Consider the following 12,342-nt stretch of genomic DNA (forward strand, 5'->3'; position numbering starts at 1 on the left):
CCCGGTGTTTCCCGGCGGGGTCAGCGGCGAATGCGGCGAGCGGTGACAAGGAGTGCGGCCGCGGTGATGGCCGCGATCACTGCCGCCGCGTGTGTGTAGGCGTCGGTGTCGCCGGTGACGGCTGCCTGGAAGCCGTGCAGGGCCCAGTAGCCCGGGGTCGCGGGAGCCACCGTGGAGACCCAGTGGGGGAGGACGGTGAGGGGGACCAGGCAGCCGCTGAGGCAGGTGATCGTGAGGGCGCCTATGTCGGAGGCGGCGGCCAACTGGCCCTGGCTGCGGGCGTGGACGCCCAGGGCCAGGCCGCAGGAGGTGACGCAGGCTGCCCAGAGGAGAGCCAGCAGGGGGAGGCGCCAGGTGCCGGCGGTGAGGGGGAAGCCGAAGGCCGCGGTCGCGAAGAGGAAGAGCACGGCCTGCTGGGTCAGGAACAGTGCGATCAGGGGGAGGGCCTTCCCGGTCAGGATCGTCGAGGACGTCGCCGGGCCGGAGCGCAGGCGGTCCCAGGTGTGCCAGGTGCGTTCGGAGAGGATGAGTTGGCCGGCCACGTCCAGGGCGAGCAGGGTGAACATCACCGCGATGCCCGGAACGGCCTGCACGATGCCCGGTACGGCGGGGACGGCCAGGCGGTCGTACACCGGGCGGAGCACGCTCAGCAGCACCAGGGACATGACGACGTAGGCGAGCGGGGTTCCCGGGTCCCGTACGAGCAGGACGAGGGTGTGGCGGGTCATGACCCAGGTGCGGTGGCCGGCCGGGGCCGGTTCAGGCCGCATGGTGGGCCTCCGTGGCCAGGCTTCGGTAGAGGTCGTCCAGGGAGGGCTCGCGGATCGCGGCCGAGCGGACCCGGGTGGTGTCGGGGCCCAGGTCGCGGAGGAGCCGGGCCAGTGCCTGGGCAGGGTCCACGGAGCTGAAGCGCAGTTCTCCAGGGGTGGTCGAGGTCTGTGCCCGGTGGTCGGGCACGGGGCCGGTGAACGTCACCGTGACCTCGCCAGGCAGGCCGTCCAGGAGGTCGGCGCGGTTGCCGCGGGCGATCACCCGGCCGGCCGCGGCCACCGCGAGGGTGGCGTCCAGGTGCTCCAACTCCGGTAGGTAGTGCGTGGTGTAGCAGATGGCGGCGCCTTCGTCGGCGCGGGTCCTGACGAGTCGTAGCAGCGCTTCGCGGGTGGTGGGGTCGGCGCCGACCGTGGGTTCGTCCAGCAGCAGTACGCGGGGGCGGTGGAGCAGGGCCGTGGCCGCCTGGGCGCGGCGCTGCTGGCCGCCGGAGAGCGTCGAGAGCGGACGGTCGAGTACGTCGGTCAGGAGCAACTCCTCGGCTACGGCGGCCAGTTCGGTGCGGAGTGCGGTGCGGCGCAGGCCGGCCAGGCCGCCGAAGAGGCGGAGGTTCTGGCGCAGGGTGGCGGTCGGGTAGAGGGCCAACTCCTGGGGTGCCAGGCCGACTTGGGTTCGGGCGGAGCGGGGGGCCGTGGCGAGGTCCACTCCCGCGACGACCACCGAGCCCGCGTCGGGGCGCTCCAGGCCGGCGACCGTGCGGGCGAAGGTCGTCTTGCCCGCGCCGTTGTGGCCGATCAGACCGCAGATCTCGCCGGGCTCGATCCGCAGGTCGAAGCCGTCGAGGGCTTGGACGGGGCCCCACCGTTTGTGCAGGCCACTGACGGTCAGCATGGCCACTCCCTCGATATATACAACGTATACGTATACTGTGTATACGTAGCTTCGAGGGAGGATGTCAAGTGACGCCACGGCGCATCAGTCGTGATCAAGTACTCGACGTGACATGGGAGTTGGCGACCCGAAAGGGACTGCCCGCCGTCACCATGCGGGCCGTCGCGCAGGAACTCGACGTGAACCCGATGACGCTCTACCGGCACGTCGGCGACAAGCAGGGACTCCTCGACGGCCTCGTGGAGCGACTGCTGCTGGAGATAGAGGTACCCGGCCCCGGACTCGACTGGCGTGAGCAACTGCGCCTGCTCGCCGACAGCATGAGAGCCACGGCCCGGCGCCATCCCGATCTGTTCCTGCTCCTCTTCCAACGGCCGGCGGCCACACCGGAGGCCTTCCGGCCGAGGAACGCGGTCTACGACGCCCTGCACGCGGCCGGTGTCGCGGAGGAGCGGATTCCGCAGGTCGAGCGGCTGTTGGCCACGTTCATGCTCGGGTTCGCCGCCTCGGAGGCCGGGGGTCGGTTCCGGGACGGCGACCCGGACGACGACATGGCCTTCGCGGAGCAGCTCATCGTGCAGGCGATCGCCGGGGCCTAGTGGCCAAGGGGCGTACGGCGGTCGTCGTCGGTTGTCAGTGGCGTTTGGTAAGAATGCAGGCGTGAGCAGCGAGAACGGGGAACGGGACGGCGGTGCCGAGGGTGCGCCGCCCGAGCAGCTTGCGCTCATCCGGGAGAGCGTGCGGCAGGCCAAGGGGCCGAAGGCCAAGCCGCGCACCTGGCGGGGGGCCGCGCTGGCCGGGGAGTTGCCTGTCGCGCGGGTGCTGGTCGACAAGGGTGTGCTGCATCTCGACCGGTACTTCGACTATGCGGTGCCCGCGGAGCTCGACGCCGACGCGCAGCCCGGGGTGCGGGTGCGGGTGCGGTTCGGGGCCGGGCGGCACCGGGTGCGGGACGGACGGCGTGAGGGTGGCGGGCTGATCGACGGGTTCCTCGTCGAGCGGCTGGCCGAGTCGGACTACTCCGGGCCGCTCGCCGCGCTGGCCCAGGTCGTGTCGCCCGAGCCGGTGCTGAGCGAGGAGCTGCTCGGGCTGGCCCGGGCCGTCGCCGACCGGTACGCGGGGAGCCTCGCCGATGTGCTGCAACTGGCCGTGCCGCCGCGCAGCGCCCGCGCCGAGCAGAAGCCGTCGCCCGCACCGCTGCCGCCGCCGGGGGCGCCCGAGGCGGGGTCCTGGGCGCGGTACGAGCGGGGGGCCGGGTTCCTTGAGGCGCTGGCTTCGGGGGGTGCCCCGCGCGCGGTGTGGAACGCGCTCCCTGGGCCCGAGTGGAGCGAGGAGATCGCGCGGGCCGTCGCCGCGACGCTCGCCTCGGGACGCGGGGCGCTCGTCGTCGTACCGGACGGACGGGCCGCCGGGCGGGTCGACGCCGCGTTGACGGCGGTCCTCGGCGAGGGGCGGCACGCACTGCTCACCGCCGATGCCGGACCCGAGAAGCGGTATCGGCAGTGGCTGGCCGTGCGGCGCGGGTCCGTGCGCGCGGTCGTGGGGACCCGGGCCGCGATGTTCGCGCCGGTCCAGGACCTGGGGCTCGTCGTCATCTGGGACGACGGGGACGACAGCCACAGCGAGCAGCACGCGCCGCAGCCGCATGCGCGCGAGGTGCTGCTGCTGCGCGCGGCCCTGGACAAGTGCGGCTTCCTGCTGGGCAGTTGGAGCTGCACCGTGGAGGCCGCCCAGTTGGTCGAGAGCGGGTGGGCGCGGCCGCTCGTCGCGGCGCGCGACCAGGTCCGGGCGGCCGCTCCGCTCGTACGGACCGTGGGGGACGGAGACCTGGCGCGCGACGAGGCCGCCCGGGCGGCCCGGTTGCCGACGCTGGCCTGGCAGGCGGCGCGGGAGGGACTGAAGCACGGGCCCGTGCTGGTGCAGGTGCCCCGGCGCGGGTATGCGCCGCGGATGGCGTGCGCCCAGTGCCGGGCCGCCGCGCGGTGCCGGCACTGTGCCGGGCCGCTGGAGGGACAGGACGCGGGGGTGCTGCGGTGCGGGTGGTGCGGGGTCGAGGAGAACTCCTGGCACTGTCCCGAGTGCGGCGGGTTCCGGTTGCGGGCCCAAGTGGTGGGGGCGCGGCGGACGGCGGAGGAGCTGGGGCGGGCGTTTCCCGCCGTGCCGGTGCGGACGTCCGGGCGTGAGCAGGTGCTCGACACGGTGCCGGGGACTCCCGCGCTGGTCGTGAGCACACCGGGGGCCGAGCCAGTCGCCGACGGCGGTTATGCGGCGGCTCTGCTGCTGGACGGATGGGCGATGCTCGGCCGACCCGATCTGCGGGCCGGGGAAGACGCGTTGCGGCGCTGGATCGCGGCAAGTTCGCTGGTACGGCCGCAGGAGGCCGGGGGGACCGTCGTCGTGGTCGCCGAACCCACCCTGCGGCCGGTGCAGGCGTTGGTGCGGTGGGATCCCGTGGGGCATGCGGTGCGGGAGCTCGGCGAGCGGGCGGAGTTGGGGTTTCCGCCGGTGTCCCGGATGGCCGCGGTCACCGGGGTGCCGGAGGCGGTCGCGGAGTTTCTTGGCGCGGTCGAACTGCCCGCGGATGCCCAGGTGTTGGGGCCGGTGCCCGTTGCTGTGGCCGCAGGGCCCCGGCGAGTGGGGGGACCGCCGGTCGGGGAGCGGTGGGAGCGGGCGTTGATTCGGGTGCGGCCGGGGAGTGGGAGTGCGTTGGCTTCCGCGTTGAAGAGTGCGCAGGCCGCTCGGATGGCGAGGGGGGCGGGGGAGCCGTTGCGGGTGCGGGTGGATCCGCCGGACATCGGATGAGCCCTCGGCCTTCGGCCTCGGGTTGTCTCCCACCCGCACCGCCCGTTTGCTGTTGGTCGAGAGGCTGGGGTTGTTCGCGGGTGGTGCTCGCCGTCGGCGGCCGCCGGTAGTCCGGGTATACGGCTGCCTCCCGGTTCGGTCCGGGAGGCAGAGGTGGGGGAGGGGGGTCAGCCGTTGCGCGGGCCGGGGAAAGCCGTGGGCCTGGCCTCGTCGCGGAGGGTGGGGCTGCCCGCGGTCGGCTGGGTCGGCATGGAGCGGGCCGCCGGGACCGTCGGCATGGTGGGGAGGGTCGGCAGGCCGGTGTTCACCGTGACCGGGCGGGCACTCGCCGCCTCGGTCGTGCGCTCGGCGTCGGCGGCCGCCTGGGTCGCGGCACGGCGGGCGCCGTAACGGCGGTGCACCGCCTGCTTGGTGACACCGAGGGCCGAGCCCACCGCGTCCCACGAGAAACCGAGTGAGCGGTCGAAGTCCACGGCGGCCGTGACCAGGGTCTCGACACTGTCCCGCAGCTCCTGCGCGAGACGGACCGTCGGCGCGGGAGCGCGTCCGTAGACGACGAAGCCCGTGGAGGGACCGGAGCGACGCGGGCGGTAGACATTGCCCAACTGGGCGGTGAGCGTGCGCAGTGCGTCCACCTGCCGGCGGACCCGCTCGATGTCGCGCACCAGCAAGTGCAGGCTGGCCCGAGCCTGGGCGTCGTGGGTTGCGTGGTCGGCCATGAACAAGCCTCTCGAACCGGCGTTGAAAAGGATCGGGCCGCGCGAATGCGGCCCATGGTGGTCAACTCTTTCTTGACCAACGCGTGCGCGCTCCGCTGGTCACGCAACGGGGGCGTAAGGGCATATGCGTACGCCCCCGGTGAACCTGTGTGCGCTGCGGGCGGCCGGGAGTTCACCGAAGTGAGCCGCCGACGGCTCTCGCCATAGACTGGTGCGCTGCCGCCCGACCCCCGCCCGAGAGGCCCGAACCCAGCCATGAAGCTCGTCTTCGCCGGTACCCCCGAGGTCGCCGTTCCCGCACTGGACGCCCTGATCGCCTCCGGGCGGCACGAGGTGGCCGCCGTCGTCACGCGGCCCGACGCGCCGGCCGGGCGTGGGCGCAGGCTGGTGGCGAGCCCCGTCGCCGAGCGGGCCGAGGAGGCGGGCATCGAGGTGCTGAAGCCCGTCAAGCCGCGCGATCCCGAGTTCCTGGAGCGGCTGCGGGAGATCGCGCCCGACTGCTGTCCCGTCGTCGCCTACGGCGCCCTGCTGCCCCGTGTCGCCCTCGACATCCCCGCTCACGGCTGGGTCAACCTGCACTTCTCGCTGCTCCCCGCCTGGCGCGGCGCCGCCCCCGTGCAGCACTCCATCATGTCCGGCGACGAGATCACCGGCGCCTCCACCTTCCTGATCGAGGAGGGACTCGACTCCGGTCCCGTCTACGGCACCGTCACCGAGGAGATCCGCCCCACCGACACCAGCGGCGATCTGCTGACCCGGCTCGCGTTCGCCGGCTCGGGCCTGCTGGCGGCGACCATGGACGGTATCGAGGACGGCACCCTGAAGGCCGTACCGCAGCCGAACGAGGGCATCACCCTCGCCCCGAAGATCAACGTCGAGGACGCCCAGGTGGAGTGGTCCGCCCCCGCCCTGCGGGTCGACCGGGTGGTGCGTGGGTGCACACCGGCACCGGGTGCCTGGACCGTCTTCCGCGGCGAGCGGCTCAAGCTGATCCAGGCCGTGCCCGTGCCCGAGCGGACCGACCTCGCGCCCGGGGAGCTGTCGGTCGGCAAGAACAACGTGTACGTGGGCACCGGTTCGTACGCCGTCGAGCTGCTGTGGGTGCAGGCGCAGGGCAAGAAGCCGATGCGGGCCGCGGACTGGGCGCGCGGGGCGCGGATCGGGGCCGGGGAGAGTGTCGGGACTTGAGGGGCGTCCGGGGCGTGACGGCCCCGCACACGTCCGCGCCGGTGCGACGTAGGCTGGACGCACATCTCGGCCAGAAATCCGGAGCACCTTTTTCGTGAGCGAGCAGTCCCCTCGACCCCGTAAGCCCGGCAAGCCCTACCGCCGGCCGCAGAAGGACCCCGTCCGCTTCCTCGCCTTCGAGGCGCTGAGGGCCGTGGACGAGCGGGACGCGTACGCGAACCTCGTCCTGCCGCCGCTGCTGCGGAAGGCCCGGGAGAAGGGCGATTTCGATGCCCGGGACGCGGCGCTCGCCACTGAGTTGGTCTACGGGACGCTGCGCCGGCAGGGGACGTACGACGCGATCATCGCCGCCTGCGTCGACCGGCCGCTGCGTGAGGTCGACCCGCCGGTGCTGGACGTGCTGAGCCTCGGGGTGCATCAACTGCTCGGGACGCGGATCCCGAGCCATGCCGCCGTCTCCGCGTCCGTCGAACTCGCCCGGGTCGTCCTCGGCGACGGGCGGGCCAAGTTCGTCAACGCCGTGCTGCGGAAGGTCGCGCGGGACGACCTCGGCACCTGGATCGAGCGGGTCGCGCCGCCCTACGACGAGGATCCCGAGGACAACCTGGCCATCGTGCACTCGCATCCGCGCTGGGTCGTCTCCGCGCTGTGGGACTCGCTCGGCGGCGGCCGGGCCGGCATCGAGGACCTGCTGGAGGCCGACAACGAACGGCCCGAGGTGACCCTGGTCGCCCGGCCCGGCCGGTCCACCACCGAGGAGCTGCTCCGCGAGGAGGCCGCGGTTCCGGGGCGCTGGTCGCCATACGCCGCGCGGCTGAGTGAAGGCGGCGAGCCCGGGGCCGTGGCGGCCGTGAAGGAGGGCCGGGCCGGGGTGCAGGACGAGGGCAGCCAACTCGTCGCGCTCGCCCTCGCGAACGCGCCCCTCGACGGCCCGGACGAGAAGTGGCTCGACGGGTGCGCGGGCCCCGGCGGCAAGGCCGCGCTGCTCGCCGCCGTGGCCGCCGAGCGCGGGGCGATGCTCCTCGCCTCCGAGAAGCAGCCGCACCGCGCGGGTCTGGTCGCGAAGGCGCTGGCCGGGAACCCCGGGCCCTACCAGGTCATCGCCGCCGACGGGACCCGGCCGCCGTGGCGGCCCGGCACCTTCGACCGCGTCCTGATGGACGTGCCGTGCACCGGACTGGGCGCCCTGCGCCGCCGCCCCGAGGCCCGCTGGCGGCGCCGCCCGGAGGACCTCGAAGGGTTCGCGCCCCTTCAGCGCGACCTGCTGCGCACCGCGCTCGAGTCGGTGCGCGTCGGCGGCGTCGTCGGCTACGCGACCTGCTCACCGCACCTCGCCGAGACCCGGGCCGTCGTCGAGGATGTGCTCAAGCAGTACCCGCACACCGAACTGATCGACGCCCGGCCGCTTCTGCGGGACGTTCCGGCACTGGGTGAGGGGCCTGACGTACAGCTCTGGCCGCATCTGCATGGGACCGATGCGATGTACCTGGCGCTCATTCGCCGGACCGGGTGAGCTGCGGCGCGTGGCGGTCGGGGTGGCGGCGACTGGTCGGTTGGGTCGTGCGTGACGAGGTCATGCGGGAGCGGTTGGTCGGGAGGCGCGGTGGGCCGGGGAGGGCTGGTGGCCATCGGCGTTGCGCTTCGAGGGCGGGGTGCTGAGTGGCGGGGTGGTGCGGGGTTTTGGGTGCTGCCGACCGCGGAGGCGGCGCAGCGCTCTGCGGACCGCCGCGGTGGTGTAGCACGCTGCCGCCGCCTGAGTGGTTGTTCGGCCCGCACCGACTGCCGGCGCTCGGGCGGCCGGCCTGGCTGTCGGACCGTATGGGCATCGCGGCTGGTGCTACTTGGGCAAGCCCTCCGCTTGCTCGCCCGGCTGGCTGCCCGTGCCTGCGCGCTTGGTCTGGCCTTGACCGTAGGGGGATCGCGGGCGGCCCCAGTTGGGTAAGCCCCCTGCTCGCGTGCCCGGCAGACTGCCTGCGCCTGCGCGCGCGTTCGGGTCCCTGGACCGTAGGGACGTCGCGGATGACCCCAGTTGGGCAAGCCCGTTGCTCGCTCGCCCGGCAGCCACTCTTCGTCCCCGCGGACGCGAACCCTCACACCACGCGCTGCAGGGCCTCCCGTGTCAGGTCGGCCAGCCTCGGGTAGCCGTCGACGGCCATGATCAGGTCGGTCTCCGCGAGGAGGGCGCGGAGGACGTGGACGATGCCGTCCGTGCCGCCGAGGGCGAGGCCGTAGGCGTACGGACGGCCGATGCCTACGGCGGTGGCGCCCAGGGCGAGGGCCTTGATGATGTCGGCGCCGCTGCGGATGCCGGAGTCGAAGAGGACTGGGAGGCCGTCCGCGGCCTCGACCACGGCGGGGAGCGCGTCGAGGGCGGGGAGGCCGCCGTTGGCCTGGCGGCCGCCGTGGTTGGAGCAGTAGACGCCGTCCACGCCGCCGTCCTTGGCCCGGCGTACGTCCTCGGCGTGGCAGATGCCCTTGACGATCAGGGGGAGGCTGGTCAGGGAGCGCAGCCAGGGGAGGTCGTCCCAGGTGAGGGGGTTGCCGAAGAGCTGTGTCCAGAGGAGGACCGCGGACTGGGGGTCCTCCTCCGGGGTGCGGGCGAGGAGGGCGCGGAAGACCGGGTCGCTGGTGTAGTTGGCGAGGCAATGGCCGCGCAACTGGGGGAAGTTGGCGGTGGAGAGGTCGCGGGGGCGCCAGCCGGTGATCCAGGTGTCCAGGGTGACCACGATCGCCTTGTAGCTGGCCTGTTCGGCGCGGTGGACGAGGCTCGCGGCGAGGTCGCGGTCGGTGGGCGTGTAGAGCTGGAAGAGGCCCGGGGTGTCCCCGAATTCGGTGGCGACCTCCTCAAGAGGGTCGACTGTGAGTGTGGAGGCGACCATCGGTACGCCGGTGCGCGCGGCGGCCCGTGCGGTGGCCAGGTCGCCGTGCCCGTCCTGGGCGCACAGGCCGATGACGCCGACCGGTGCCATGAACACGGGGGAGGGCAGCCGCAGCCCGAACAGGTCGACGGACAGGTCGCGTTGTGCCGCGCCGACGAACATCCGGGGGACCAGTCCCCAGCGGTCGAAGGCGGTCACGTTGGCGCGCTGGGTGCGTTCGTCGCCCGCGCCGCCCGCGACGTACGACCACACAGAGGGTGGGAGCGCCGAGCGTGCCCTGTCCTCCAGTTCCGCGAAGGCCATCGGGAAGGGCGGCACGATGCCGCCGAGCCCGTTCAGGTAGATCTCGTTCTGGTAGGAGCCGAACGGCTGTCCCATGCCCTCTCCCTCTCCGCGCCGGTACCCGGTCAGAGTGCGATACTCGCCGCTGGGTACCGCCTAAGTGCAGGATTCTCACATTGGGGGCCGGTGTCGTGCAGGATCACGTCGGACTGCTGAGCGAGGACGAGCTGGCGCTCATCAACGCCCTGCAGCTCAGACCGCGTGCCTCGTGGACGGAACTGGGCAGCGCCCTCGGCGTCGACCCGGTCACCGTGGCGCGGCGCTGGAACCGGCTGGCGGAGCGCGGCGAGGCCTGGGTCAGCTACTCGCCGGGGCCGCGTCTGCTGGACCGGGTGTGCATCGCGTTCGTCGAGATCGACTGCGGCGCGGGGGCGGCCGGCCCGGTCACCCGCGCCCTCACCGGCCACCCCCACATGCTCACCGTCGAACGCGCGGCCGGCACCTACGACCTCCTCGCCACCGTGGCCACCGCCGATCTGGCCGCGATGTCCCGCTACACGCTCGACGTCCTTCCCACGATCGCCGGTGTGCGCGCCGTCCGCGCCCGGATCGTCACCCACATGTTCACCGAGGGCGGCCAGTGGCGGATCGCCGCGCTCGCGCCCGGACAGCGCGCCCGGCTGACCACCCCGCCCGACACACCGGCCGCCGACGACCGGGCCGGGGCCACCACCCCGTTCGACCGGGCCCTGCTGGCCCCCTTGGCGTACGACGGCCGGGCCTCGCACCAGCGGCTGGCGACCGCGCTCGGCGTCAGCTCCACCACCGTCAAGCGGCGCCTGGACCAACTGATCCGGCTCGGTCTGCTCCGCTTCCGTTGCGACTTCGCCCGCCCGCTCGGCGGCTGGCCCGTCGCCGTCACCTTCTGGGCCAGGGTGCCGCCCGCCGACCTGCCCGAGCTGGGCCACGCCCTGATCCGGCTCCCGGAGACCCGCAACTGCGCCGCCGTGAGCGGCACGCACAACCTCGTCCTCCAGGCCAGCCTGCACTCCGTCGCCGACGTCCTGCGCTTCGAGACCCAACTCGCCGTCTCCCACCCCGGGTTGGACATCACCGAGCGGGTGATCACCCTGCGCCACGAGAAGCTGCTGGGCCACGTCCTCGACCCGGAGGGCCGTTCCGTGGAGGTCGTACCGCCGGACATCTGGGCCGACGTTGGGACCTGACCGCCAGCCGGTGACCCTTGCCGGGCGGGTGCCCTGGCGGGCCGTCTCGCGCGGACGCGAGTGGTCAGGAGGATGTCGTAGTCGATCATGTCCGGCAGGGCCGCACTGCCGCCGCCCACGCGCGCGTGCGCGTCCGCGGCGCGCTGGGGCCCGGCACCACGCCTTGGTGGACGCGACGGTCCGCCTTACCTCGTCGGGCCGCATCCGGTTCGACACGATCACCGGCGGACGCGGGCTTGCCGTGAGCGCGTCAGCGTCGCTGATGCCCGCCGCGGACTTGGAGCAGGCCCAGGGACACGGCGGCCGGCGCCGTGCCGTGCCGGCCCCGGACACCCCGATCGGTCCCAGCGACCGTCAGACCGGCGTGCTCGGCGAGCAGGCAGATCAGCGCCCGCGCGCGGTCGTACCCCCGGGACCGGTGACGTGGACGGCGAGGCCGCCCTCGCCCCCGCCGACCTGCTCGCGGATGGAGTCGACTGCCGGCACGAGTTCCTGCCGGCCCTGCGCGTCCATCGTGATGGGCACAGGGATCTCGGAGGCCCGGGGCGCGGCCCGGTCGTCGTAGACCAGCCCACGCCTCTCGCCACCACGCCCCCCCGCGCGCAAGCCGGTCCGCATCCTGCGCGATCGCCCGCCTGACCTGCGCGGTGAGCCGCTCTCCCGCGCGTACACGACCACGGCCGGAATCCGCTTCGGCCCGAACTCGCCCGAGACATCGAGCACTTGAGGCGACTCGACGGACCCCGGCAACCAGGAGGCCTGGTCATCGTCCTGCGGTGTCGCCGAGCTTCCTTTCCGTACGGACCCCGGACCAGCCACCTCCGCCCCGCACCGTGCAGCGGACCGTATCCGCGACGGACCGATGCCGCTAACCCCCGCAGGACATGGCAGGCTTGGGGCATGGCCGTGCAGATCAACCCCAGTATCCTGTCCGCCGACTTCGCCCGCCTGGCCGAGGAGGCGAAGGCGGTGGAAGGAGCCGACTGGCTCCACGTCGACGTCATGGACAACCATTTCGTCCCGAACCTCACGCTCGGTGTGCCGGTCGTAGAGTCGCTGGCCCGTGCGACGGACACCCCGCTGGACTGCCATCTGATGATCGAGGACGCCGATCGCTGGGCGCCCCAGTATGTAGAGGCGGGCGCCTCTTCGGTCACCTTCCACGTCGAGGCGGCCGGCGCTCCGGTGCGGCTGGCCCGGGAGATCCGGGCCAAGGGTGCCCGCGCCTCCATGGCGCTCAAGCCCGCGACGCCCATCGAGCCGTACGAGGACCTGCTCCCCGAACTCGACATGCTGCTGATCATGACGGTGGAGCCGGGCTTCGGCGGCCAGTCGTTCCTCGACATCATGCTGCCGAAGATCCGTCGCACCCGTGAGCTGATCAGGAAGCACGGGCTGGAGCTGTGGCTGCAGGTCGACGGGGGAGTTTCCGCCTCTACGATCGAGCGCTGCGCCGAGGCCGGCGCGGACGTTTTCGTCGCCGGTTCGGCGGTCTACGGGGCATCCGACCCGGCCGCGGCGGTACGTGCATTGCGCACACAGGCCGAAGGGGTCGTGAGCAAGGCATCCTGGGCGTGCGACCACTGA

The 12,342-nt window shown here is 73.2% G+C and carries 11 protein-coding genes; 6 read left to right on the forward strand and 5 right to left on the reverse strand.

The features are described 5' to 3' along the window. Positions 1-20: 20 nt before the first annotated feature. Both ABZT04_RS36175 and ABZT04_RS36180 read right to left on the reverse strand, forming a co-directional pair. Positions 21-770, reverse strand: coding sequence for an ABC transporter permease (locus ABZT04_RS36175; RefSeq protein ID WP_356062077.1), 750 nt, complete (start codon positions 768-770; stop codon positions 21-23). Beyond that, positions 760-1,659: an ABC transporter ATP-binding protein gene (locus ABZT04_RS36180; RefSeq protein ID WP_356062081.1), complete on the reverse strand. Its 900-nt coding sequence runs from the start codon at positions 1,657-1,659 to the stop codon at positions 760-762. The genes ABZT04_RS36175 and ABZT04_RS36180 overlap by 11 nt, the downstream gene beginning before the upstream one ends. 68 nt (positions 1,660-1,727) lie before the next feature. Here ABZT04_RS36180 and ABZT04_RS36185 point away from each other — a divergent pair, with 68 nt between their 5' ends. Next, a complete protein-coding gene (locus tag ABZT04_RS36185) occupies positions 1,728-2,258 on the forward strand; it encodes a TetR/AcrR family transcriptional regulator C-terminal domain-containing protein (RefSeq protein WP_356062084.1) in 531 nt (176 codons plus the stop codon). 61 nt (positions 2,259-2,319) lie between these two features. Then, complete coding sequence (locus ABZT04_RS36190) at positions 2,320-4,461, forward strand: primosomal protein N' (protein WP_356062087.1); 2,142 nt, start codon at positions 2,320-2,322, stop codon at positions 4,459-4,461. Positions 4,462-4,628: 167 nt separating this feature from the next. Here the strand turns inward: ABZT04_RS36190 and ABZT04_RS36195 are convergent, their stop codons facing one another. Continuing rightward, entirely contained in the window at positions 4,629-5,180 is a 552-nt protein-coding gene (locus ABZT04_RS36195) for a hypothetical protein (RefSeq protein ID WP_355918640.1), read from the reverse strand. A 255-nt stretch (positions 5,181-5,435) separates the two neighbouring features. On the opposite strand from ABZT04_RS36195, the gene fmt reads away from it, so the two are divergent. Beyond that, positions 5,436-6,368 carry a methionyl-tRNA formyltransferase gene (gene fmt / locus ABZT04_RS36200; RefSeq protein ID WP_356062090.1) on the forward strand — a complete coding sequence of 311 codons (933 nt, stop codon included), beginning with the start codon at positions 5,436-5,438 and terminating at the stop codon, positions 6,366-6,368. A gap of 94 nt (positions 6,369-6,462) precedes the next feature. Beyond that, positions 6,463-7,881, forward strand: a complete 1,419-nt coding sequence (locus tag ABZT04_RS36205; RefSeq protein ID WP_356062093.1) for a transcription antitermination factor NusB — start codon at positions 6,463-6,465, stop codon at positions 7,879-7,881. A gap of 577 nt (positions 7,882-8,458) precedes the next feature. Here ABZT04_RS36205 and ABZT04_RS36210 read toward each other — a convergent pair. After that, the gene (locus tag ABZT04_RS36210; protein WP_356062096.1) at positions 8,459-9,625 is read right to left on the reverse strand and encodes an alpha-hydroxy-acid oxidizing protein; all 1,167 of its coding nucleotides are present in this window, start codon (positions 9,623-9,625) and stop codon (positions 8,459-8,461) included. Positions 9,626-9,720: 95 nt separating this feature from the next. Between ABZT04_RS36210 and ABZT04_RS36215 the strand changes: the two genes are divergently transcribed. Further along, positions 9,721-10,755: an Lrp/AsnC family transcriptional regulator gene (locus tag ABZT04_RS36215; RefSeq protein WP_356062099.1), complete on the forward strand. Its 1,035-nt coding sequence runs from the start codon at positions 9,721-9,723 to the stop codon at positions 10,753-10,755. A 384-nt stretch (positions 10,756-11,139) separates the two neighbouring features. Here the strand turns inward: ABZT04_RS36215 and ABZT04_RS36220 are convergent, their stop codons facing one another. Then, positions 11,140-11,478: a hypothetical protein gene (locus ABZT04_RS36220; protein ID WP_356062102.1), complete on the reverse strand. Its 339-nt coding sequence runs from the start codon at positions 11,476-11,478 to the stop codon at positions 11,140-11,142. Positions 11,479-11,655: 177 nt separating this feature from the next. Between ABZT04_RS36220 and rpe the strand changes: the two genes are divergently transcribed. After that, positions 11,656-12,342, forward strand: a complete 687-nt coding sequence (rpe, locus tag ABZT04_RS36225; RefSeq protein ID WP_317887984.1) for a ribulose-phosphate 3-epimerase — start codon at positions 11,656-11,658, stop codon at positions 12,340-12,342.

The sequence above is a fragment of the Streptomyces sp. NPDC005492 genome (assembly GCF_040605995.1).
GTDB lineage: Bacteria > Actinomycetota > Actinomycetes > Streptomycetales > Streptomycetaceae > Streptomyces.

Excerpts from the sequence above, each read along its gene's own strand:
- ABZT04_RS36175 (WP_356062077.1), bottom strand. The coding sequence starts at position 770 with ATGCGGCCTGAACCGGCCCCGGCCGGCCACCGCACCTGGGTCATGACC.
- ABZT04_RS36180 (WP_356062081.1), bottom strand. The coding sequence starts at position 1,659 with ATGCTGACCGTCAGTGGCCTGCACAAACGGTGGGGCCCCGTCCAAGCC.
- ABZT04_RS36195 (WP_355918640.1), bottom strand. The coding sequence starts at position 5,180 with ATGGCCGACCACGCAACCCACGACGCCCAGGCTCGGGCCAGCCTGCAC.
- fmt (WP_356062090.1), top strand. The coding sequence starts at position 5,436 with ATGAAGCTCGTCTTCGCCGGTACCCCCGAGGTCGCCGTTCCCGCACTG.
- ABZT04_RS36210 (WP_356062096.1), bottom strand. The coding sequence starts at position 9,625 with ATGGGACAGCCGTTCGGCTCCTACCAGAACGAGATCTACCTGAACGGG.
- rpe (WP_317887984.1), top strand. The coding sequence starts at position 11,656 with ATGGCCGTGCAGATCAACCCCAGTATCCTGTCCGCCGACTTCGCCCGC.